The 24,167-nt window shown below is 48.9% G+C and carries 20 protein-coding genes; 4 read left to right on the top strand and 16 right to left on the bottom strand.

From position 1 onward, the window contains the following. Positions 1 to 57: 57 nt before the first annotated feature. Entirely contained in the window at positions 58 to 327 is a 270-nt protein-coding gene (locus tag ABFC84_18250) for an alpha/beta-type small acid-soluble spore protein (protein MEN6414683.1), read from the top strand. 48 nt (positions 328 to 375) lie between these two features. Here ABFC84_18250 and ABFC84_18245 read toward each other — a convergent pair whose 3' ends face one another. Beyond that, a complete protein-coding gene (locus tag ABFC84_18245) occupies positions 376 to 2,340 on the bottom strand; it encodes a penicillin-binding transpeptidase domain-containing protein (GenBank protein MEN6414682.1) in 1,965 nt (654 codons plus the stop codon). A gap of 132 nt (positions 2,341 to 2,472) precedes the next feature. Next, a complete protein-coding gene (locus ABFC84_18240) occupies positions 2,473 to 3,924 on the bottom strand; it encodes an HD domain-containing protein (protein ID MEN6414681.1) in 1,452 nt (483 codons plus the stop codon). Between the two features lie 101 nt (positions 3,925 to 4,025). On the opposite strand from ABFC84_18240, the gene ABFC84_18235 reads away from it, so the two are divergent. Together ABFC84_18235 and ABFC84_18230 are read left to right on the top strand one after the other, a co-directional pair. Then, on the top strand, positions 4,026 to 4,703 hold the full coding sequence (locus ABFC84_18235) for an NlpC/P60 family protein (GenBank protein ID MEN6414680.1): 678 nt from the start codon (positions 4,026 to 4,028) through the stop codon (positions 4,701 to 4,703). A gap of 276 nt (positions 4,704 to 4,979) precedes the next feature. After that, complete coding sequence (locus ABFC84_18230; GenBank protein MEN6414679.1) at positions 4,980 to 6,056, top strand: M48 family metallopeptidase; 1,077 nt, start codon at positions 4,980 to 4,982, stop codon at positions 6,054 to 6,056. Between the two features lie 185 nt (positions 6,057 to 6,241). On the opposite strand, the gene ABFC84_18225 is transcribed toward ABFC84_18230, so the two are convergent. The 10 genes from ABFC84_18225 to ABFC84_18180 form a co-directional block, all read right to left on the bottom strand. After that, a complete protein-coding gene (locus ABFC84_18225; GenBank protein ID MEN6414678.1) occupies positions 6,242 to 7,501 on the bottom strand; it encodes a hypothetical protein in 1,260 nt (419 codons plus the stop codon). Positions 7,502 to 7,516: 15 nt separating this feature from the next. After that, on the bottom strand, positions 7,517 to 8,977 hold the full coding sequence (locus ABFC84_18220; protein MEN6414677.1) for a DASS family sodium-coupled anion symporter: 1,461 nt from the start codon (positions 8,975 to 8,977) through the stop codon (positions 7,517 to 7,519). Between the two features lie 376 nt (positions 8,978 to 9,353). Continuing rightward, positions 9,354 to 10,112 carry a LytTR family DNA-binding domain-containing protein gene (locus ABFC84_18215; protein MEN6414676.1) on the bottom strand — a complete coding sequence of 253 codons (759 nt, stop codon included), beginning with the start codon at positions 10,110 to 10,112 and terminating at the stop codon, positions 9,354 to 9,356. Positions 10,113 to 10,114: 2 nt separating this feature from the next. Beyond that, on the bottom strand, positions 10,115 to 11,851 hold the full coding sequence (locus ABFC84_18210) for a LytS/YhcK type 5TM receptor domain-containing protein (GenBank protein ID MEN6414675.1): 1,737 nt from the start codon (positions 11,849 to 11,851) through the stop codon (positions 10,115 to 10,117). 38 nt (positions 11,852 to 11,889) lie between these two features. Continuing rightward, positions 11,890 to 12,483 (bottom strand): 7-carboxy-7-deazaguanine synthase QueE, encoded by a 594-nt coding sequence (locus ABFC84_18205; protein MEN6414674.1) that lies wholly within the window; start codon positions 12,481 to 12,483, stop codon positions 11,890 to 11,892. Next, on the bottom strand, positions 12,480 to 12,869 hold the full coding sequence (gene queD / locus ABFC84_18200) for a 6-carboxytetrahydropterin synthase QueD (protein ID MEN6414673.1): 390 nt from the start codon (positions 12,867 to 12,869) through the stop codon (positions 12,480 to 12,482). Before queD ends, ABFC84_18205 begins: the two co-directional genes overlap by 4 nt. Continuing rightward, positions 12,866 to 13,537 (bottom strand): 7-cyano-7-deazaguanine synthase QueC, encoded by a 672-nt coding sequence (gene queC, locus ABFC84_18195; GenBank protein ID MEN6414672.1) that lies wholly within the window; start codon positions 13,535 to 13,537, stop codon positions 12,866 to 12,868. Before queC ends, queD begins: the two co-directional genes overlap by 4 nt. A gap of 234 nt (positions 13,538 to 13,771) precedes the next feature. Continuing rightward, positions 13,772 to 15,004: a DUF2935 domain-containing protein gene (locus ABFC84_18190; protein ID MEN6414671.1), complete on the bottom strand. Its 1,233-nt coding sequence runs from the start codon at positions 15,002 to 15,004 to the stop codon at positions 13,772 to 13,774. A 170-nt stretch (positions 15,005 to 15,174) separates the two neighbouring features. Next, on the bottom strand, positions 15,175 to 15,813 hold the full coding sequence (gene trmB / locus ABFC84_18185; protein ID MEN6414670.1) for a tRNA (guanosine(46)-N7)-methyltransferase TrmB: 639 nt from the start codon (positions 15,811 to 15,813) through the stop codon (positions 15,175 to 15,177). 30 nt (positions 15,814 to 15,843) lie between these two features. Then, positions 15,844 to 17,754, bottom strand: coding sequence for a sigma 54-interacting transcriptional regulator (locus ABFC84_18180; GenBank protein MEN6414669.1), 1,911 nt, complete (start codon positions 17,752 to 17,754; stop codon positions 15,844 to 15,846). A gap of 307 nt (positions 17,755 to 18,061) precedes the next feature. Here ABFC84_18180 and ABFC84_18175 point away from each other — a divergent pair, with 307 nt between their 5' ends. Continuing rightward, positions 18,062 to 19,027 (top strand): KpsF/GutQ family sugar-phosphate isomerase, encoded by a 966-nt coding sequence (locus ABFC84_18175; protein MEN6414668.1) that lies wholly within the window; start codon positions 18,062 to 18,064, stop codon positions 19,025 to 19,027. 89 nt (positions 19,028 to 19,116) lie between these two features. On the opposite strand, the gene ABFC84_18170 is transcribed toward ABFC84_18175, so the two are convergent. The 4 genes from ABFC84_18170 to ABFC84_18155 all read right to left on the bottom strand — a co-directional run. Next, positions 19,117 to 20,913, bottom strand: coding sequence for a heme NO-binding domain-containing protein (locus tag ABFC84_18170; GenBank protein ID MEN6414667.1), 1,797 nt, complete (start codon positions 20,911 to 20,913; stop codon positions 19,117 to 19,119). Positions 20,914 to 21,136: 223 nt separating this feature from the next. Further along, entirely contained in the window at positions 21,137 to 22,753 is a 1,617-nt protein-coding gene (locus tag ABFC84_18165; GenBank protein ID MEN6414666.1) for a mannitol dehydrogenase family protein, read from the bottom strand. Between the two features lie 138 nt (positions 22,754 to 22,891). After that, the gene (locus tag ABFC84_18160; protein MEN6414665.1) at positions 22,892 to 23,890 is read right to left on the bottom strand and encodes a TRAP transporter substrate-binding protein; all 999 of its coding nucleotides are present in this window, start codon (positions 23,888 to 23,890) and stop codon (positions 22,892 to 22,894) included. Positions 23,891 to 23,983: 93 nt separating this feature from the next. Then, positions 23,984 to 24,167: TRAP transporter large permease subunit (locus ABFC84_18155; GenBank protein MEN6414664.1), on the bottom strand; the 184-nt coding region annotated here is incomplete at its 5' end.

Here is a 24,167-nt window from a genome sequence, read left to right as displayed (position 1 = left end):
AAAGCATGAATTTTATTTGTCTGCCTATACTAAGAACAAATACAAGGAGGTGATATTATGGCAAGAAGCAGTAAACCTGTGAATCCCGGTGCGGAAAATGCATTGGATCGCATGAAATTTGAAGTTGCCTCTGAACTAGGCATTGCTGAAACTGTACGTTCCCAGGGTTGGGCAACTATGACTTCCGCCGACTGTGGGCGGGTAGGCGGCCATATGGTACGAAAAATGATCGAGCAGTATGAATCCGGCACAAGTGGCACCCCTGCCGCCAGCGGAACAACTACCGGTACTATGACCGCACAATTCGATGCCAACAATCGTCCGTAACGCAATCTCGGGGCGGCTTTCACAGCCGCCCCTACATTTTTTATTTCCTTATCTGGGTTCAAAATAGACCCGGATTTCACTGCCAGCATCTACAATGGTGTTGGCAGAAATGCTCTGCTCGACAGCCAGTCCCGTTCCCTCCGGCGCCATGGCCAGACCGGCTTTTGTCAGCAGTTCCCCGGCATCCCGCAGGCTGCGCCCGACAACATAAGGCACAACCGCCTTGCCCTGAGGCGGCGTAAGCGGAGTATTGGCACCAGCAGTAGTAACCCGCTGTTTCTGTCCCAGCGCTTTAGGCGGAACATTGGACGCCTGAGGATAAATATTCAAATAGCGCAGTACCTGCGCGAAAATCTCATGGGCTACCGGCGCGGCAATTTGTCCCCCATAATACACACCGCTGGGATCATCCAGCACTACCAAAACGACCATCTGGGGGTCTTCTACCGGAGCGAAACCAACGAAGGATGCTATATAGCGACCGGCATAATAGCCGCCATTTTCCTGCGCTTTTTGCGCTGTACCTGTCTTACCGGCAATCCGATACCCTTTGACGGCCGCCTTCGCGCCACCGCCTTCTGATACTACTTTTTCCAGCAGGCCTTTCAGTCTCTGAGCCGTTTCCGGCGTAATTGCCTGACGCACCGGCTCGCTGACCGTAGCCGAATATACCGAACCATCGGCATTTTGAATTTCTTTGATAATATGGGGCTTTAACAATACTCCATCATTGGCAATCGCCGCTACCGCCGTAATCAGCTGCAATGGCGTAACGGCAATACTCTGCCCGATGGACATAGTAGCAAGATCCGAATCCCGCATTTTTTCCGGTTTAAACAATAAGCCGTCTTCCTCGCCCGGCAATTCAATTCCGGTAGCCTGACCGAAGCCGAAAGCACGGGCATAATTCGTCAGCCGGCTGGCGCCCAAACGCATCCCCACCTGAACAAAACCGGTATTAATGGACTCTTTTATAATATCAATAAAAGAAATGTTCCCGTAACTCTCCCCGCTCCAATTCTGGATTTTTCGACCGGATACTTCGACAAAGCCCTTGTCCATAAACCGTTCTTCCGGATAAACCACTCCTTCCTGCAAAGCAGCGGCGGCCACCACACTTTTAAAAGTGGAGCCTGGTTCATAAATATTGGATACAGCCCGATTTTTCCAGTCTTGACTGCTATACCGGTAAAAATGATTGGGATCAAATGTGGGGCGGTTGGCCATTGCCAGGATGTCTCCCGTCCGGGGATTCATGACAATAACCGTCGCGCCGCTGGAACGGGTTTGGGCCATGGCCCGGTCTAAACTTTGTTCGACAATAAACTGAATAGTACTATCTAAAGTCAAGTATACATTTTTCCCCTGCTTAGGCGGTGCAAAAGTAAACACGGATTTAAAAATCGGAATGCCCCGGCTGTCTGTATCGACAACTTGTTCCGACAACTTCCCTTTAATCGTAGCATCCAGGGCCATCTCCAATCCGTCCAACCCAACATCGTCGGTCCCGACAAAACCAAGGACCTGGGAAGCCAGCGTATCATTTGGATAGTAGCGTTTACTTTCCTCAACAAAGGCCAATCCCTTGATATCCTGCTCTTTGATCAGCGATTCCACTTTGGCGGAAACATCGGCTTCCAGCATTCGCTTCAGCCAAACAAACTGTCCGTTAGCCGACAAACTTTTCTGCAGTTCCGCCGGCGGCATTTCCAGCAGCGGAGCCAATAAAGCTGCCAGAGTCTCCGGATCCCGGTTCAATTCAGACGGATTAACATATAACGATTTCGTCATACTGCTGATTGCCAATTCCCGGCCATTCCGATCAAAAATCGTCCCCCGGGGAGACTGAAGTCCCCGATTTTCCTGCAATTGGGTTTGCGCCTTCGCCGACAGATTATGTCCCTGTACAAACTGTATCCAGGCGATCCGCCCGGTCAAAAGCAGGATGAGGAGCAGCAATATACTGATAAACCCGGCGATTCGCCGCTGAATGACCGGTCCTCTATTTGCCATCCTGATAGCAACCTTTCCTTTACTGTGTAGCGTATCTTATTTACTATTCGCCTTTATCGCTCCATTCCCTGCCGAATGCTGGGATGTTGGTTGTTAGCGCATAGTATAGTACTTGGCACTTGGTACTTGGCCTTAGCTCAAAATGCCGGATTGTTCCTTGCGGACAATCCATTTTTCTGCTGCCCGCAAAAGTTCCGGCTCTTCATTCGCCAGACTTCCGTCCTGAACCGACTGCAAGGCCCACCGCAGAAAAGCTCCCATATGTTTTGTGCAGCCCAAAACCGGCAATAACCCGGTGGCGGAACAAGCAATTTCGGAAGTCCGTACCGGCATCCGGAAGATAAGGTTCTGTATTCTTTGGCCAAAAGCGGCCTCCGCCGCTGCTACATAAGGCCGGCCGGTCGCCTTGATATCCGCTATGCATAAAGCTTCCAGCTGCGAGAATCCCTTTGCCAAGCCATCCTGACTCCGGAACTGTCCTGACCGGGCCTCTGCTCTGAGCCAGCGTAAAACAGCGTCATCTCCGCTATCCCGAAGATAGTGAAATTTCATATGGTGCGAAATCAGCCATAACAACCAACTGCGCCACTTCAGCGGTATTTGCAGCCGCTCAGCGATTGTTTGGGCCATCACCGCACTTAGCTGATCATGACCATGATCGGAAGGCTGGCCATTATCATGAATTCCCCGCACTTCCGGCATACCCTTGCCAATATCGTGGAGCAGTGCCGCCCAGCGCAATAATAGCTCGGGCGGTGTATTTTCCACTGTCCTCAAGGTATGCTGCCAGCCATCATAACAATGATAATGGGAATTCTGGGGCAACCCCACCAGATGCTCCAATTCCGGCAGAATGTCCACTGCCTGATATCGGCCGTGATCCTTGATCCGGCAGCAGGTAAACAGCAGCCGGCTGTCAGCCATAATTTCCAGTCCCTGGCGGCAATAGTCCCCCAGCAGCGTCTTGTCCAATTCTTCCTTTATCCGCTCCAGAGATAAACCGGCCACCCGTTCCAACTGATTGGGAATCGCCGTAACTGCCGTCTGCTCCACTGTAAAGCCAAGCTGAGCCGCAAACCGGCAGGCCCGGAACATACGAAGAGCGTCCTCCTGAAACCGGTCATTCGCTTTCCCCACTGTCCGGATCAGTTGCCGGTCCAGATCCTGTCGACCGCCGAAGGGATCAATCACCTGACCTTCCCGGGTCATGGCAATCGCATTCATGGTAAAATCCCGCCGGGCCAGATCTTCTCCCAGCTTGTCAGTATACCATACTTTCTCCGGCCGATGACTGTCTGCGCCATAGCGCTCACCGCGAAACACCGCCACCTCCAGCACTTTCCCCTGGATAACCACCATGAGCACGCCAAAATTGCGGCCCAAGCCGGAAATGACTTTCCAGCCTGCTGTCTGAGCAACGGCCTCTATCTCTTCCGGCCGGGCATTGGTGGCAATATCATAATCACTGGGCGGCCGGCCCAGCAGTAAATCGCGAACCGCCCCGCCGACAATGACCGCCTGATAGCCCGCTTCTTCCAACTGACGCAGCATTCTTGCCACATACGTCGGTAATTGATAGCCCATTTCTTTCATTCCTTTACATAACGAGTTTACTATGTTATTATTATTTATGTCTTCGTACGGCTCCCGCTGCGAAACAATCTATTAAATTCAGGAGGTAACCGATGCGAAAATTCAGATTGCCAACTGCTATGGCTCTCTTACTGTTTGTTTCCGTCACCGTAATCACTCCGGCGGCCCCGGCGTACGCCGCCGGCCTAAGCGATATTCTAGGTCAAACCACTAATAGCGACAGTCATTCTTCCTCCAGCGGCCTGATGAATCTGCTGCTGGGACTGCTGCTGGGTAAAATTTTAGGCAACGTAAATGACTCCGGTTCTGCCAACCCCCTGTCCACGATTACAAAAACTCTGGGCATAGACTCCAGCCCGGCGGCTCCGTCCGGTTCCGCTGCCCCAAACCAAACTCAGGCAACCGGCAATACCATTGTCAATACCGCCAAAAAATATATGGGCGTACCCTATGTCTGGGGCGGCGACCAGCCAACCGGCTGGGACTGTTCTGGCTTTACCCAGTATGTAATGAAAGAAAACGGCATTACTCTTCCCCGTACTGCGGCTGAACAATATGCTGCCGGCACTCCGGTTGATAAAAGCAGGCTGCAGCCCGGCGACCTGGTGTTTTTTACCACCTATAAAGCGGGGGCATCCCACGTCGGCTTCTATATCGGCAGCGGTCAATTCATTCACGCCAGTTCGGCAGCCAAGCAAGTAACCATCTCATCCCTGGACGAGCAGTACTACACCGACCACTATATCGGTGCCCGCCGCTATAGCAAGTAAACTTTTTTTCTATTTATAGTTTTCGCTGTTTTTCAATAAAATCCCACAGTTTCATTAAAATATTTCAACTATTTTCCTCTCGACAATAATTTATCGCGGGGAAAATCGAAGGGACGATGCATAATGAGCAAATGCATTCGTCCCTTTTTGTTATGAAAAAATTAGTCAAAACAACAGGATATTTATGCCAAGCAGCTAATATATACATATATTACGGATACTGACTCTTGCAAAGTTCCTATCATTAATCGTCTCGTTTGGAGGACACTGCTAATTATGAGCAAAAAAAAGCTATGGAGAAAAACAATTATTTCCTGTTTAGTCTTCTGCCTGCTCCTTATGCCCTTATCCGGCCAAATTACCAAGGGGGAAGCAGCTAGCTGGACGGATCAGTTGCTGTATGCGGCAGCCGCTGTAGCCCTGGTAACATCCTATTATAACAATGTGAATGAACACGGACAAAAAGGAATGCTGTCCAGCACCCAAAAGCAAACCGGAGTCTATGACAATCCCCAGGCTAAAGAGCGCATTCATTCCATCACTGCCCGACTGAAAGGCTCGGGCCTGATTAAAGCCGATTACGCAGTATATGCCAATCCCCAAAAGGACTTTAACGCCTTTTGCACTCTGGGTCATGTCATCTCGGTTAATAAAGGCGCACTGGATGCTTTAGACGATGACGAACTGGCCTCTGTTCTCGGCCATGAAATGGGCCACGGCGAAAAGCGGCATGTAGTAAAAGGTGTAACCAAAACAGTGGGGCTGGGGCTGGCGGTCGACCTCTATTTAGGTAGTAATGACAATAACGCCAGTTACATCTTATCAGGACTCGGCGCCAACTATATTAACAATGAAATGTTTACCATGGAACAGGAGTGGGAAGCCGACAACGAAGGCTTTAATTACGCTGTTGCCGCCGGATTCAATCCCGGCGGACCGGCCGCTTCCATGGCAAAGCTGCGTTCCTTGTACGGCGAACTTCAGCACGAAGGGCTAATCAAAGTTATTAATCCGAATAACCACCCTAAAACAAGCGACCGGATTCATAACTTTTCGGCCAAATTAACCGTCTACAGCAATAATCACGTAACGGTGAAAAATGATAAAACCGTCCTGATTGACGGAAAAGAAATTATCACTCCGTTAAAAACAAATCGCTATTTGCCGGAAGAACGGGCCTATCTTATCGCCGGAAATCTGGCAGCCGTCTATCACAACAACACCCTGGAAACAGCCATTGCCGCTGATGATGGCGCCGTCTACATAGGAAATCAAAAAATAGCAGCTCCGGCAGACAACGATATCGCCGCTGAGGAACTGGCCGACCGGCTCAATACGGCTATCGGGAAATAAGGGAGCAACGGCACAGCGCATGGCTCATAGCACAAAGTACTTGTCACACCCCGGCTCCTACAGTGAAAGTCCAGTTTATAGCTCATCCCTGCAAAAAATATACGCGAATACGAACATAATAACACCCCGCCGACTGAATATTCCCGTCAGCGGGGTGCTTTGTTATCCCATGTCCAGCTGCAAGTCTACACTTTCAACAACAGATTGCCATCAGCATCAAAACGGCATTCCTCACAGCCGCCGCACCATTCAATGCCCGGCTTGCCGTCAAGTTCCGCCGCAACCGCTTCCGAAACCCACAAATCCGTCAAATACAATGTATTGGGGATCAGCGCCGCCCGCAGTTTTTCCGGAGCAATGCCGCCCAAGCTCAGCAAAGCGCCTGACAGCAGTTCTTTTTCATTAGGAAAATACATGGGAATCGCCGAGCGAATAACAAAGGTACTCGTCAGGGAATTCAAATACGTTTTAGCCCGATCCACTTTATTTACCAGCTTTTCCGTTACGAAATCAGCCAACCCCATCCCATGGGCATTGCCATGAGACGCTTCCGATAAATCAAGTATCGCCACCCGTTTAATACTGGGAGACGCAGGCTCTGGTACTCCCTCGATCCGGATACGACCGATAATGTTGGTGTCAATGCCGGTCCCGGAATAATTTTTGCCCATTTCGCCGATGAGCAGCAAGTCCAGGTCGCTTACCGGCAGCGTCGGCATGAGTGATTTGGAATATACCAGCAGCTCTGTCTCCCGGGCGATAATATTTTTCGTAGCGATAGCCTCAATCTGAGCCGTCTCTTCATAGGCATTTTCAACAATCGCCAGGCCGCCCAGCACCGGCAGTTTATCTAACAGCACTTGTCCGATTTCTACCAGCAAACGGGGCAGTTCCTCGCTGCCGAAATTATGAAATTGCTTGGCTCCCTGAGGGCCACCCAGACCCACTACCATTTTCTTTACCAGGCCGCTTTCCACTTGTCCCTTAAAGGAAGTGTGCGTCTTGACCCGGTTCACTACCAATATACTGTCTACCGCCAAGGCCGACTCCAACGTATAGACCGGCAATCCCGCCTGAGTCTGCCCCACAATCCGACTGACGGCACAGGCAGTCACCGGAACTCCAATAGAAACTTCCGTGATACCGAAACTTTCCAGCAGCTCCCGCTGGCCTGCCTCGGTTCCGCCGCCGTGGCTGCCCATAGCCGCCAGCAATCGGGGTTCTGCCCCCAGCTCGCGAAGATATTCCGTCACTATTTTCAGGATGAGCACGATATTCTGAATGCCCCGGCTGCCGGCTGTTACTCCGATTTTCTGTCCCGGCCGGATTTTCTTATCTAGCTGCAGCGCCGCCAGTTCCCGCCGCACTGTACCGATAACATCACTTACCAGCGGGCGGGGAAAACTTTGTTTCATCCGCCGGAAACGCGGCAATTCATTTGCCATTTTTCCTGCCTCCTTTTATAGAAACCCAACAATTTTCCACCAGGTAAACGCAGTCAGTACATAGAGTCCCCAGACCGCCAGTCCCAAGGGGACAGAAGATTTTACCTGATCGCTTACTGTATAATAATTGGCGCCAAACATAATGATATTCCCCATAGTGTTAAATGGCAAGAAGAAAGCGTAGGACATCAGCATCGCCAAAGGCAGTACAAACTGGACAATATCAAAGCCCATAGCCTGGGCCATTCCAATGTAAATCGGCACCATAACCCCCATCATCGCCGTTGTCGTCGACCAGATAACGTGACTGAAAATGGTGAAGCCAATCATAATCACCAGCATGGCCATCATAGACAAACCGTCCAGACCCATTACGGCTAAGGCATGTTTAATCGTCCATTCAAAAGCCTTGGTTTTCATCAAAGCATCGCTAAGGGTAATGACGCCGCCGAAGTAAACGAACAATTCCCAGGGGATGGATTTCTCGGTTTCTTTCCAGCCCAAAACTCCGATCTTCGGCAGAAAAATAAGCAGCGACACCAGAAAAGCAATCATCGTGGAATTGAAATGATGGATGCTGTCTGTAGCCCATAAAATCAAAGCGATCAGAAAGTACAGGATCGCTTTTTTCTCTGCACCGGACATCGGACCCATAATGGCCAGTTCTTTTTTGATATAGTCCACCCCGCCGGGAATTGATTTGACCTCCGGCGGAAACATCCGCAGCACCAGAAAGCCGCAGACAATGAGAATGATAATGTTAACCGGCAAAGCAAGCACTGCCCAATAACTCCAGGTGGTATACATTGAAACTCCCGCAGCGGCAATAATCATACCGATAGATACCGGGTTGGGAATTGTTCCTGTCAGGAAAGCGGCGCCGGTAATGTTGTTGGCATAAGTTGCCGCCAGCGCCAATGCCTTGCCGAAGTTGCTTTTCCCCCGTTCCAGCTTGTAAGCATCGGCAATCCCCTCGACGATAGGCAGCATGGCCGCCTGCCGGGCGGTATTGGAAGGTGTAAACGGTGAAATTGCCAAATTGGCAAACATTAGGGCGAAAATCGCTCCCACCGGTGTTTGTCCTAATAAACGCATCATATGCAATGATAATCGCTTGGCCACGCCGGTGCGGGTCATGGCAATGGAAATAACAAACCCGGTAATCAACAGCCACAAAGCCGGCGAAGCAAACCCGGAAACGGCAAAATTAGCGTCATGCACCAAAACCCCGTTCTTAACGGTACCGGCGGCATTGCCAACCCAAAAATACAGCGATACGATGCCAATAAACGTACTGACGGCAAAATTAACGCCGATAGTAATCCACAGCACAACCAGTCCGCCAAAAGTCGCCAGTAATTTGTGCTGAGTAATGTTCATGCCTTCCGGCGTCGGCAACAGCCAAATGGCAAGCCCGACGATCAGTCCTAGGATTAATCCGTATTTCTTACCCCAGTCATCAAAGGAATTTGCCATACAAATCACTCTCCTTAATTAAATTATTCATTCTTACCTCCTGTTTTTCTTTCCTACTATTACTTTACTGTATTTTTAGACAATTATGACATGACTTTTAGACAAGGCGGTAAAAATAACGACCTACAAAGCCAAAACAAGCAGTAAGAAACCCGTGAGATTTTAGGAGCATATAGCACTGACGCATAGCACTTGGAATCGTCCTTAGCAAGAAAAACCGCCCGTGCTCCGGAGAAAGACAGAAGAAGATTCCGTCGGAGGTGGTTGTGCTTTTTGCTGCTTGAAAGAAGCAAAAAGAACGTCCCCGTGCTTTGAGAAGCGGCAGCGATGCGGCGCTCCCTGGGGGCCTGATGTTTGGTATGAATACTCGGTAAAATTAAAACTGAATAAACCGGCGCAGTTCTTTGACAAAATTACGGCTCACCGGAACCTGCTCTTTCTTGGTTCCCTGCAACGTCAGCAAATAGCCGCGATTAAACCAGGGAGCCAACTGCTCAATGCAGTCCACGTTGACAATATAGTTGCGGTGGCAGCGCAGAAATTTGGTGGTGTCCAGTTTCAGCTCAAACTCATGCAGAGTAAACTTGCTGGTATAAGTGCGCCCGCCGGTTGTCTGAATATACACCAGCCGATCCTGGGCATAGACCATCTGAATTTCATCCCGGTCGATAATATCCAACTTTCCGTTCCGTTCGGCGCTGAACTTTTGCGGATAGACCTCATTTCCGTCATCCCCCTTCGCAGGGCTTAGTTTGGCGATCCTGCCGGCTAAAAACCGTTTTGCCTTTGTTAACGCCCGTTCTAAATCCGATTCATTAAAGGGTTTCAGCAAATAATCCACCGCATTCACTTCAAAAGCGGCTAAGGCAAAACTATCATAAGCCGTAGCAAAAATAATGACCGGCGGCTTAGCAAACTTCGTCAGTTTTTGGGCCAGCTGCATTCCCCCCTGACCCGGCATTTGAATATCCAGAAAGACAATATCCGGTGCCTGCTGGCCAATGCAAGCCAGCGCTTCGATATCAGTATAACAGATTCCAACGACCTCAACTTCTTCAAATTCAGCTAAAAAGCTGGCTAATTCCTCACACATTAGCGGTTCATCATCCACCAGCACTACTTTGTATTTATCCATCATCATCCCTCCCCTGTCATCGGCTCGTTTGCCGTAGAGTCCGGCCGCCAGGGAAGCCGGATGGTGACCCGGGTTCCCTGTTCCGGCCGACTGTCAATTTTCAGTCCGCCTCTGCCGTCGTATATCCTTTCCAGGCGGTGATCCACATTGATCAGACCGATTCCCGTGCTTTGTTCATCCCTGCCGCCGGCCTCTTCCTCCAGTAAATTCGCCGCCTTCCCCTGAGACATTCCCACACCGTCGTCTTCCACTGCAATAAACAAACGAGTTTCGTCGTGCCAGGCTTTAAGCGTTACCGTTCCTCCCTCATTTTTAGTCGATAATCCATGCTTGACCGCATTTTCCACAAGCGGCTGGATGGTAAACACCGGAATCAAATGGGCCAGCAGTTCCTCCGGAATCTGCTGCTCCAGCCGGATCCGGTCCCCAAAACGAGCCTGCTGCAGCCGCATATAACAGAAAACATTATCCAGCTCCTCCTGTACTGTGATAATTTCCCGGCCCCGCTGCAGTGTCCGGCGCAGCAAATCAGATAAATCCTTAATCATCAGACGGGCCATATCCGGGTTGGTACGTACCAGCACTCGGATGGTCGCCAGGGTGTTGAACAGAAAATGAGGGTTAATCTGATTTTTCAAAATATTATACTCAGCCTGAGCCAACAAATGCGACTGCTGTTCCATTTTAAAATATACCAATTGGGAACTGAGAAAATCAGCGATACCCTGAATCAATTCAGCTTCATAAGGCAGCACCAGTTCCCCGTTCACTTTAAAAATCTTAATACTGCCCATGAACTCCTCATTCACCATCAGCGGCGCATCCACCACTGCCGTCAGCGAACACTGGCTGTGCGGGCAGCCAATCTCTTCCTTAGTCTGGGCAATCACCGTCCGTCCTGTCTTCCGCGACAGTTTTGTCGAGGCTGTAATAATCGGCGTTCCTTTAAAATGATGATCTTTCCCTTTGCCGCAAAAAGCCAGAATATTGTTGGGGTCAGTAACCGCCACGGCAGCCGGCTTCATTTCCTGATATAAAATCTCCATCAATTGCGTGGCGGCTGTTTCGGTTAACCCATTCCGCAGCAAAGCGCTGGTTTTGCGGATAACCCGCATGGCCTGCTGGGCCAATTCAGCCTGGAGTTTTTCCTGCTCTTTAAAAATACCCCGGACAACATACATAAAAAAAACCACTGCCAGACTATTGAAGGTCATCGTAGGCAAAGCAATGGTTTTTTCCAAATCCCAGGCCGCCTCAAAAGGATAAGACAGCGTTAATACCATACTCTTCAATAAAAATTCCGATCCCAAGGCAGAAAAAAAAGCGGTTTTAAGGCCGATATTGCGAGCGCCATAATGATTGTAAACCAGGCCGCAAACGTACCCGGCCACAATATTAGCGCCCACTGCCGCCCACATGGTATACCCGCCCATAAAATAGCGGGGAATGGCTCCGATCAATCCGGCCCCCATACCCACAAGCGGGCCGCCCATTAAACCGGCGACAATCGGTCCGACAATCCGGTTATTGGCCAGAGAACCCTGATAAGGAATCCCCAGGGCATTCCCCAAAATCGACAACAGCCCGAAAACCAGGATAAGCAGCAGCTTGTCCTGCCAATGATACAACTGATGCTTCAAAGTATAGCGAAATGCCGGCAGCTGACTGATTAAATAGGCACTCATGCCGATCACTGAAATTCGATACAGACTCTGCAGCGCTAAATAAGTTGGCGACATTCCACTGCCACTCCCCGCTGTTATAAAATAGATATCATTTATTCCACACCAACAATTTTGTGCAGCTGAATCCCCAGCCGCAAATGCAGCCGGGGATTTTTTATTATCATAGCATAGGCTTTTGCCGCCGATTCCGGGCGGCAGCTTTCGACTTGCAAAAAAACTTTTCCGTCAGCTGCCTTGTCGCGTTGAATATGCCTCAATTCAAACCCGTCATCCACGATGTATTTCAGTTCGTCAGCCCGGCAGCGAATTGCATACTCCGGCGGCTTCGGCGATACAGTGACCCAGTCAACCTGCCAATCTTCCGGAACATCCCGGGTGCCGTTGGTTTCTATAGCCACATATTTCCCCCGGTGGTGCAGCCCCGCGACTAACGGCCCCAAATCATGCAGTGTCGGCTCGCCGCCGGTAATGACAACCATCGGCTGGTTAAAAGGATAGACCTGGAGAAGTTCCTCCGCTATGTAAGTTCTGACATTTTCGACATTAAAGGCCTGGCTGGTATCACACCAGGGGCAGCGTAAATTGCAGCCGGCCAGCCGGATAAAATCAGCCCCCAGCCCCATATGGGCTCCTTCCCCCTGAATACTTTCAAAAACCTCAATTACCGGATAGGACGTTTCCCTCATTTCCCCACCTCAATGCAGGAAGTGGGCGTTTCCCAAAGCAACACCTTTTCCACGACAACGTCACTGTCTTGTAACCGCCGGGCCAACAGTTGAAAAAAGTGAACCGCCATATTCTCCGATGTGGTGCGAAATGCAAAAACATCATTGAGCCATTTGTGATCAACCTGGTCGATAATTTCCGTTTTCACGATCCGGCTCAGTTCGGAAAAATCGATCACCATGCCGTCACTGGAACCGCCTTCGGCCAGTCCCCCGTTCGGTCTGGACACTACCACTTCGAGTCGGTACGTATGCCCATGAATGTTAGCGCATTTGCCATCATAGCCTGGCAAAGAATGCGCGGCATCAAATGTAAAAATTTTTTTCGCCCTTACCTTTTCCTTCATTTGAAACTACCTTTCTCTGCTAAATATTCTGCCAGTCCCCTGGCTCTCAGCTTGCAGGCCGGGCATTCACCGCAGCCATCCCCGGTGATCCCGTTATAGCAAGTCAGCGTATGCTCCCGGATATAATCCAGCCGGCCCAGCTCGTCGGCCAGCTTCCAGGTTTCCGCTTTATTAATCCACATCAGCGGCGTATGAATCACGAATTCATAATTCATCGCCAGCTTCAGCGTAACATTCAGGGATTTGATAAAAACATCCCGGCAGTCCGGGTAACCGCTAAAATCAGTTTCGCAAACGCCGGTCACAAGATGACGAATGTTTTTCTGTTTCGCCAGCACGGCGGCAAAAGATAAAAACAGCAGATTCCGGCCATCGACAAAAGTGGAAGGCAGTCCTCCCTGTTCCCCGGCTTTGACTGCAATGTCATTCCGTGTTAACGCATTGGCAGTCAGCTGATTCAGCAGACTCATATCCAGAACGGTGTGGGGAACTTTCATTTCTGCGGCGATTGCTTTTGCACACTCGATCTCTTGTTTGTGCCGCTGTTGATAATCAAAAGTAACGGCCTCCACCCGGCCAAAATTTTTCAACGACCAAAACAGGCAGGTAGTACTGTCCTGTCCGCCGCTAAACACCACCATAGCGCCTTGCGATTTCAGTGTCTTCATCGTTACCCCCGAAAAATTTGATACCATAACCTTCGCTTTTCAGCCGACAAAACCCTTCTGATCGAACATCTTTGTCGTATAGCATTCCCCGGCAGGCTGCTTTTTAGGCTGGTGGTTATTGCGGCTCATAGCTCATAAAAAAGTGTAAAACTGCCCGCAGCAGCTGCTGCGGACAGTTTTACACTTTTAGCCACGGGCTATGTGCCTTTAACCCATGTGCCCGATTTTCCACGCCTATTTCGACAGTTTTCCCAAGGCCCGGGGCCATTTGCTGCCCCACTTATACTTAGACTGCTTTTCCGATTTAACGACTTCTTCTTTAATCGTTTCCACTGGCGGAATGATCACCGCTGTGCTTTCTTCTCCTTCATCTACCGCCTCGTCGTCAACAAATTCCCCCGCGCTCTCCACGATTGCCTGTTTATGCTGTTTATGCTTGGGGACAGACGGTAATGGGAGCGGTATTTCTTCCTCCGTCAACGCTTCGTCTTCATCCTGATCAGCCGCCTGAAGAAACAACGCCTTGTCGTCTGCACCCGCTTTCCTGTCAACAATGTCCGAATCCGCTTCTTCTGTCAAAGCCGGTCCCTGGCGTTCCTCTATATAATCCAAATCAGCGAAATCCTCCTGGTCTTCCATATCCTCCTCAGCGGAAACAATGTTCTTGATTACGCCCTTATCCATCATCGCCAGCAGCATCAAATAGTGCTCGGCTTCCCGGCGAATGTGATCGGCAAATAAAGGGTTCATCAAACTGAGCAATCGACAATCGCTGAGCATATCTTCCAAGGCTTTTTTGAAATCATACAATTGGCGAGTAGATACCCTGGCATCCTGCATAAACCGCTTATAGGACGGAATCTCGCCGCTATAATGGTGCAGCATGCTGACAAAATCCCGCCCCTGCAAAAACAGGTCGTCAAATTCCCGGGAAAAATCATTGGCAGTACTGATCAGCGCCCACTCCGAAGGATCCAGCAAATGACTGATAAATTTGGCATGGTCGCCCATAATCCGCAGCCAAAACGTATTTTCCTGCGTCTTAGTAGCTTGCTTCAAAATCACTTTGCCTTCTTTCAGCTTAGCCAATAAGCGCATAGCATACTCGGCTTCCCTGGCCATATGATCCAACTGCAGCGGATAAGCAGAACCGCCTAGTTTGCATGTAATCCTGGCCTGTAGCAGCTGCCGATTATAGTGATAAAAATCTTTAACTGCACAATAAGAATCGTTTACCCATTCATTAAACTTTTTTTCATTCAGCACTTTATCCCCACGGGCCAGCAATGCGTTGAACTCCTGGCTAAAAGCCTGGGCTTCGTCAATAAGATCGGTACGGTCGCAAGGCAGGCCGGCTTTAATAAAAACAGCATGCTCCTGCATAATCCCCAGCCAAAATTTTACCTCTTCCAGATTAAGCGGTTCTAAGGGCTGCGGAACTGTATACGTCATAGACGGACGCGGCATGATAACACTCCCCCATCTTGCCAATTTGTTTGCAGCAAGAGCCTGTTTAACCCCAGTCGCTCCGGTTAAAGCAGTCTCCACATAGACGTGGCTTCTTCACGTTTCAGTACATTATATGCCGCCCGCCTCATTTATGTTATAAAGAAATAAGACTTGGCCGAGGCTAAGCCTTAAAAAGTTACCTCGCAGCGATGAATTTTATATCCCCGCCCGCTGAATTTAGTTTCATATTCGGTCCTGACATTCTCTTCATAATTACTGTTATGTAAATCGAAGCTGACGTTATCCACCTTTAGCCCGAATTCAGCAAACTGTTCCAGCGAAAAGGCAAACAAGGGGGCATTGTCGGTTTTAAAAAACAGCTGCCCACCCGGCTTCAGCACATGCCGGTATTTGGCCAAAAAGCTGCTATGAGTCAGCCGCCGCTTATCATGCCGGGCTTTTGGCCAGGGATCACAAAAATTAATATACAGCCGGTCAATCTCTCCCGGAGCAAAAATCTCCGGCAAATTGTTAATATCAAACACCAGCAACCGCACATTATTTACTTGTACCGCCCGCACCTTCTGAGCAGCATAAAACAACACATCCCTTTGGGCTTCAATCCCGACAAAATAAGTTTCCGGCAGGCGAACCGCCATCTCAGAAATAAACTTTCCCTTCCCAGTGCCCAGTTCCACATAAAGCGGGGCACTGCCGCCAAAAATCTCCCGCCATTGGCCTTGCAGACTGTCATCCGGCTGCTGCATGACAAAATCCTGAAATTGTTCTATCGCCGCAGCAATCCACGGCTTTTTTCTAAGTCGCACTCTGTAATCCCTCCGTGTATGGTAGCGCGTTTATTCCTTTGTCAAACCATATTTCTTCAAATAGCGATAGAGGGTTACCCGGCTGACATCCAGCATGTTGGCCAACCGACTAACATTGGTGCCGGCAGCCTGCCAGGCTTTGAGAAACACCTCCCGATCTTCCTTCCAGGCATTCCCCACAGGCGTATCCGCCATGATACTAATATCGGCGGCCTTGATGACTGTGCCGGGCGTATTAAAGAAGGCATGTTCCACCACTCCCTGCAGCTGCTTGATATTTCCCGGCCAATCATACTCCATTAACAAGTCCATCGCCTCAGGCAGTATTGTTTTTTCCGCCATCTGATGTTGTCCTGCCGCTTCGGCCGCAATATGGTTGGCCAGCAGCGGGATGTCTGCCCGCCGGGACCGTAGAGTGGGAATGCGAATTACATGCTTGGCAATAATTTCGTACAGTTCCGCCGGGAAAACCCCGCGATCCGCCAACCGTTTTAAATCACTGTCACAAGCGGCGATAATCCGCACATCGAAGGAGCGGTGAATGCTTTCACCACTGCGGGATAACCGGCCTTCTGCCAAAGCCTGGGCCAGCTTGACTGCCAGCTGGGACGGCAGTTTTTCCACTTCATCCAAAAACAATGTCCCGCCATTGGCCAGCTCCAGTTTCCCCGGTCGGCTTTCTTCCCGGGAATCGGTGAGGCCAAAAAGTTCGCTATCCAATATTTCTAAAGGCAGATCAGCGCATTTTACTGAAATCAGCGGTCCGGCCGCCCGGCCGCTGGCCTGATGAATGCCGTGAGCCAGCCGTTCCTTGCCGGTGCCCGCTTCCCCCTGGAGCAGCAAATGGTGATCATTTCTCGCCACTCGTCCGGCTTTGTCTTTCATCGCGGAAAACACGGTTGTACCGCCGACCATACTGGCTAGATTATAACGGGCCGTATAGCCTACCGCATGAGCCACAAGCGTACGCAAATCTTCAATCGGCATAGAAATCGCCACCGCGCTGTTCACCACGTTGTCCTGATCCCGTTCCAAAGGAACTACCGTTGTAATATCCTCATACGTTTTATCTGCCGTAATCCAGGTGACTTCCTTATTATAGGATGGAATCCCCTGAAATCCTTTATACAAGGGCGTATGCCGGTAATTCAATACTACTTCGTTTAAATTCAGCAGTTGACCGGCAGAGCCGGCAGCTTTGATATCCTCCAGCCGGCCTTGCCCCATCTGATTCGTATACACCACCTCCCCGCCTGTCATAATATGATATACGGCAAAGGGCGCAGCATCTAGAATCGCGTTTTTTGCCTTTAGGTGCCACTGCTGAACCAAATAATTCTCCAGAGCATATTTCATACTCAGCAGCAAAGAAACCACCGCATTATAAGGCAAAGCCGCCTGATCCACCGACACAAGAGTTAAAATATACCGCAGTTCACCGTCGATCATCACCGGAGCCGAACAGGCATCCCCCTCCTGGCACTCTTGTATCCACATTTCCGGGCCAAACATCAAAAAAGGAATTTGATGTTCATACGCAATACTAATGCTGGAAGTGCCCACATCCCGTTCCGTCAGCCTGGCACCCTCCAATTCTCCCGGCGTTTTCTGAAAAAAAGGCATGGCATAGCTTTTTAAAGTGTAACTCTCATTGTCCAGCAATAACAGGCTCAGATTATAGCTGTTGAAATATTCCCGGATATTCTGGTACAAGCCGTTGAGATACTCAATGGCTGTCCGGTGGACAGCCTGCCGGGCAGCAAATTCTTCCTTGGTCAACTTTACCGACAGCCGCATGCTGTCACTGGGAACACCAAATTCCCGGCTGCGCCGCCATGATTCGGCCACCCAGGGGTAGACATTAGGGTCAATGACTCCCTCCGTTAGAAACTTCCGGTAATATTTCTCCAGCTTCTCCTTGCTGCGTTGTTCACGAATCATATACCTTCCCCCATTTTTACTTGCAATATCTCTTTCTCCCGCTTCATACCCGTCTTACCGCAACCCGATTATTACATTCATTGTATCAAGCTGTCCTTCCGCATGCAACAGCGGCAATGTCATTCCGCGCGGAAAAAGCTCCTACAAAGGAAATAAAAATTCCTTATGCTTTTTTATCAGACGCAGCAAACTATTGACATTGATAAACACTTGTGATAACTTCAAACGCAGGTATATACTTTTATAAAATTATAAGATTACACTAAAATAGTTACACTGTAAATACTGAATATGGAGGTTTTGTCGAATGATCGATCAAGCTAAACAAGTCTTAAAAATCGAAGCGGCGGCGATCGAAGCTCTCATTCCCCGCATTAACGAACAATTTATTAAAGCTGCTCAAATGATTCTTGCAGGAAAAGGCCGGGTCATCGTAACTGGCATGGGAAAATCCGGCTTTATCGGCCAAAAGATTGCCGCAACAATGATCAGTACCGGTACGCCGGCCTTTTTTCTCCATCCCGCCGAAGGGATTCATGGGGATTTAGGTATGGTGACAAAAGATGATATTGTTTTAGTCCTCTCCAATAGCGGCGAGACTGCTGAAATTCTCAGGATTTTACCCGTAATTCGCCGCATAGGCGCTAAAATTATTGCAATTTGCGGACGAAAGGAATCTTCTTTGGCACAAAATGCCGATCTGGTTCTTGACGCACAGGTAGAAAAAGAAGCATGTCCCCTGGGGCTGGCGCCTACTGCCAGTACTACGGCTGAATTAGCTATGGGCGACGCGCTGGCTGTGGTATTGATGTCGGCACATAAATTTACCCGTGAAGATTTTGCAATCTTCCATCCGGGAGGTGCGCTGGGCAGAAAATTACTGCTTAAAGTAAAAGATATGATGCATACCGAAGAAGAAAATCCGACGGTTCTCTTGGATAAGACTGTAAAAGAAGCATTGTTTGTTATTACCGAAAAAGGACTCGGCGCCACTTCGATTGTGGATGAAGCGGGTCGTCTTTTGGGACTGATTACCGATGGCGACATCCGCCGGGGTTTGGAAAAAGGCTATGATTTTCTTGATAAAAAAGTGGGGGACCTGATGACTAAAAAGCCTCGAACCATCCAGGCCGATAAACTGGCGGCAGAAGCTTTGAATATCATGGAAAAAAACAAACCCCGCCCCATCACCGTACTGCCTGTAGTTGACAATGACGACTTTGTTATTGGCATGATTCACCTTACTGATTTACTGCGCCAAGGAATAATATAATCAACAATATAACAAAACCTTCTATGGCAGAAAACTGCCATAGAAGGTTTTGTTATATTTAAAATCAATTTTGCTAAACAACCGGGCAATCAGGTCCGGTATTGATTGACATCTTCGCTAAAGTGCTGAATGACAACCTTGAATTCCCGAATCTTATCCATCATATCATGGAGTTTGTCATTATACACCTGTACGGAAGCGCTGACTTCCTCACTGGCAGCCGAGTTTTCCTCGGATATGGCGGCCAGTGATTCAATCTTGTCGTAAACTTGATGCAGTCCGCTCATTTCATGTTCCAGTTTTTCAATCATATCCACAATATTGTCGGCGACATGGTGCACATTTTCCACCTGCAGACTGTTGTTAGTCACCACCTCGCCCAGCTGCCGGCTTTCAACGGCTAAAACATCATATTCCTCGCCAATCATCGTAACCACCTTGCTGATAATGCTGATCAGTACCTGCAGGTCACTGGTGATACTATCGGAATGCTGCCGGGACTGCTCAGCCAGCTTACGCACCTCTTCGGCGACAACGGCAAAGCCCCGGCCCTGCTCGCCCGCCCGAGCCGCTTCAATGGCAGCGTTCAGGGCCAATAGATTAGTCTGATTGGCAATGGCAGCCACCATGCCGGTAATTTCATTGATTTTTGTAGCCTGAGTCTGAAGATGACCCGCCGACTGCTTGACATCGGCAAAACGCTGCAGGCTCTCGCTTAATTTACCGCTGGATGCCTGAACGTCGCCAAACCCTTTATTAATCTCACTGACTGCATTTTCCAATTGCTGCTTGTTAGCCGCCTGCTCATTCACTACCCGCTGCAGCATTTCCAGATTCCCGTTTAAAATCCCGACTGCATTCTCCGTCTCCTGAGCCTGATTGGTCGCAGCCGTAGCCACATCCAGCACGACTCCGGAAATTTCATCCGAAGTCCCTTTCATTTTGTCGGCCAGACTATTAAAATTATCGGCATACTGATTCATCTCATCACCGATACCCTTAAACCCGGTAAACTCACTTTTTACCCGCTTCTTATAAACAGCCAGTCCCCGGATAATCGCCTCAAACTCATCGTCCGAACGAATATTGGTTTCGGTAAAATATTTGCGCTCCTGCAGCCGCTGAATTTCTTCCTGAATGAACTGGAAAGGCCGGAGCAGCAGCTTAGCGCCAATCGCGGCCCCAATACCGCTGACGAGAGCCGACCAGAAGGAAATATTCATTCCGGCGCCATTCAAAACAGCAGCAGCAGCAGCAGTCGCCACTGCCGCTGCCACACCGATTTTCGCCGAAAGATTTTTCAATACCCCAAAGGCTAGCAGCCGATTCAGCCCATAGGTCTTGGTATGGGTAATCGGCTGAGCAAACCGGATTTTTATTTTCATCTGCTCCGGCGAAGATTCTATCGTTTCTGTCTTGATTTCTTCCTTAAAATGTTCGGCGGCGCCGGCCAGCAAGCCTTGTAAATATCCAAACATTCCCCGTTTGGAACGATAGCTTAAGACAGCCTCCCATTCCGATATGGGATCAATCAGGAGCTCCGGCGGATGAGCCCCCGGCAGCCGTTTGACCATCACCACATGCACATCATACATCGACCGCAAAAAAGAATAGAGACTTTCCTGCTGAAAAAAGGCCGGATAACATTGGAAAAAAGTCTTTACATTATCTTTACCAATGTCCAACCAGACTTCATCTTCCGTTTTACCGTTTTGCCGGGCCAACGCAGCCGCAAAGTCCCTGGGTTTACTGTCTTCTACATCTTCGGTTGGCAAAAACATTTTATCCGCTGCCCAGCCGGCCTGCTCCATAGCCTGATTAGCTGCTTCCTCGCCCCACATTTTCCTGGCAGTACTTACCCAAGTCCCGACAACAGTTCCTTTCATAATGTTTCACTCCGTTTGTCAAATTTAGCTATTTACTATTTATTTTCGTGCTTTTTTTATATTCTCCTGCCAGGTTATTAATAATTATTATTTTTTAACAAAAGTTTTATGCCTCCGAGAAAAGACTTGGCTTATGCGGGAATTTTTGAACCGCGAAGACACGAAGGAAGTGCGAGATTTTGGAACCGAAGAGAATGCGGCGACCGCAGAAGGGTATGACTTTTTACAAATGTCTTTGCAATGCAGCTCTTACTGCCCCAATCCCGGAAATCATTTCAGCAAAATAGCTTTCTATTTTTTTGCCCAAGCCAATCGTATACAGATTCATCCCAAACAATGCTTCATTGGAAAGTATCGGCTGTAAGTGTTCTTTTACTGTTTCCCGTTCTCCCAATTTTATTGCCGAAAGGCAAGGCGTTAAGGTGGTTAATAACGGATCCGGGCTTAAACTCATTTCATGGCCCTGATCATCCAACCCCATCAAATACCGGCACCAGGCAGCGATCACCAGTGGAATATATTGGAGATCCCGGACTGACAAATCATCCCTCCGGCAATACGCCTTAATCGTCTCGCCAAACCGTATGCCAACCTTCTGGGAAGTATCGGTGGCAATCCGCTGGGGCGTATCCGGTATATATGGATTGGGAAACCGCACTTCGATGACCTCCCGGATAAACTCTTCCGGCCTCAATATCCCGGGATTGACCACCACCGGCATTCCTTCCGACCCAATTCTTTGTACTAACTTTTTCAAATCAGGATCGTTCATTTCATCGGCGATCAACGTATACCCCAGCAAACAGCCAAAAACCGCCAGGGAAGTGTGCAGGGGATTCAAACAGGTACACACTTTCATTTTTTCAACTCTGTCCACTGTCTGCCGGTCGGTAAACATGACGCCGGCCTGCTCCAACGGCATCCGGCCGTTGGGGAAGTTGTCCTCAACAACCAAATACTGAGGTTTTTCAGCATTGACAAAAGGCGCAATAAAGGTATTTTTACTGGTGCAGATAATCTCCGTATCGGCAAAACCGGCTTTATGCAACTCATCTCTGACGCTGCCGGCAGGTCTGGGAGTAATTTTATCAATCATGCTCCAAGGAAAAGAAACCTTTTTCGGATTGTCCAGATAGGAAAGAAAAAGCTCCTCCACCAGGCCATTTCCGACCCATTGCTGCGCAATAGCAACTACAGAATGATACAATTTCTCGCCATTATGGGAGCAGTTATCCATACTGGCGAAGGCGATGGGCAATTCGCCGCTTTTGTATCGGGTGTAAGCCAGGGCGGTAATTTTTGCCATCACACTGGCGGGCTGCTTTGGCCCATTTGCCATATCCTGTCGTACTTCCGGCAAATAGTCGCCGGCTATGGTTTTTAAATTATAGCCTTTTTCCGTTATGGTAAAACTGGCTATTTGTAAAGACGGCTGGGAAAATATGAATTGCAGCCTCTCCCAATCCTTTTCCCGGGAAATGTCCCCCACCAGACTTTCACTGATACTGCCGATAATCTTCTTTGCCAAACTGCCATCGGTATTCATAATAGCCAGCATTCCTAAATTGTCATACGGCTTGTAAATTTTCTCAACGATTTCATGATCATACGTTTCTACCGCCACAATCCCGGTCTCTGCTTCTCCTGAATTTAGCAGCGTCTGCTGCAGCATGGCGATAAATCCCCGGAAAATATTCCCTGCCCCGAAGTGAATCCACGTGGGATTTTTCTTGGTCAACGCCGCCATCCGCTCGTAATCGAACCGTAATGTCTCTATGCCTGCCTGCTCCCACGCAGCGGTATTTTTGATTGTCTCCCGATTTAAATGTAACATTTTCATTTTTCCTTTCTCCCCCGCATATAGCAGCCGCAAACGCTCCGCCTTGCTTAGGCTTTTATTTTACCATACGCATCTACCAAACAGAACCCGCCTAAAACCTTACGGCTCAGGCGGGTTTTTAAACCAGGTGCCAATATGCTATTGCACTGCCTGAATTCTACTTATTATCTCTTTATATTCAGGATATTTCTCATACATGGAACTTACGGCTTTACGGAAAGGTTCCTTATCCGGTTTAGAAATGACTACTCCTCTCTCAGCCAGGTCCTTTAATGCCTGATCGGTATAATCAGCCCAGGCTTTTTTCTGGTATTCGGTGGATTCAACAGCAGCCTGCCTTACGATCTGCTGATCCTCCGGGCTTAAGGTATCCCATATCTTTTTACTAATTACAACCACTTCAGGAACCATCATATGCTCGTCAAGCGCAAAATATTTACACGACTCGTAGTGTTTCATGGCCCACAGACTCGGTGGATTGTTTTCCGCTCCGTCAATCAGACCGGTTTGCAGACCGCTGTAGACTTCCGCATATCCCATGGGCGTTGCCGATGCACCTAAAGTATCGACGAAATCCACAAAAATCTTACTTTGCAGCACACGTAATTTCTGTCCTTTTGCCGCCTCAACCGTATCAATCGCTTTATTTTTCGTATAGAAGCTGCGTGCGCCGGAATCATAGTAGGTCAGCCCGATTATTCCGTCTTTATTCAAATCATTCAATAATTCCTTGCCAATATCTCCGTTCAGCACTTTCCATAAATGGTCGGCATCCCGGAATACAAAGGGCATTGTCAAAGCTGTCAGTTTTGAATCAAATCCGGCCAAAGAACCGGTACTGATACGATTTACTCCAATTGTCCCCATTTGGGTCATTTCAATAGTTTCTTTTTCACCACCCAGCTGTCCGCCGGAATACACCTGCATTGTAATCCGGCCCTGAGTCCGCTCGTCCAGTAATTTTGCCATATATTTTAGGCCCATTACTGTGGGATATGTATCAATCTGGTTATCAGCCGCCTTTAAAACAATGGTTTTTTTCTGTGCAGTAGAAGATGATGAGCCGCACCCGGTTAACATGACTGATACTGCAAACATGCTCAAAACAAGTAAGGATATCCACTGATATTTTTTCATAATTGCCCTCCTCTGTTTTCGCTAAGCATGAGTAACCCTAAACTTGCCGGTTATCGCCTCCTTACTCTTAATCTCCCGCAAAGATCCAATCCATTACGGCATAAACATCTTAGGCAGCGTCATGGTAAAGGCGGGGAAATAAGTCACTAAAATCAAAACCACAATCAGCACCGGAATAAACAGCAAGATCGGCTTCACCGTACTTTCCAGACTGCATTTTGCAATAGCACAGCCAACAAACAAAGCCGTACCTACCGGCGGATGAATAATGCCAACC

This window comes from Veillonellales bacterium, from assembly GCA_039680175.1.
Taxonomy (GTDB): Bacteria; Bacillota; Negativicutes; order JAAYSF01; family JAAYSF01; genus JBDKTO01.
Note: the sequence above shows the minus strand (reverse complement) of the source record. Positions and strands in the feature narration are given on the sequence as shown.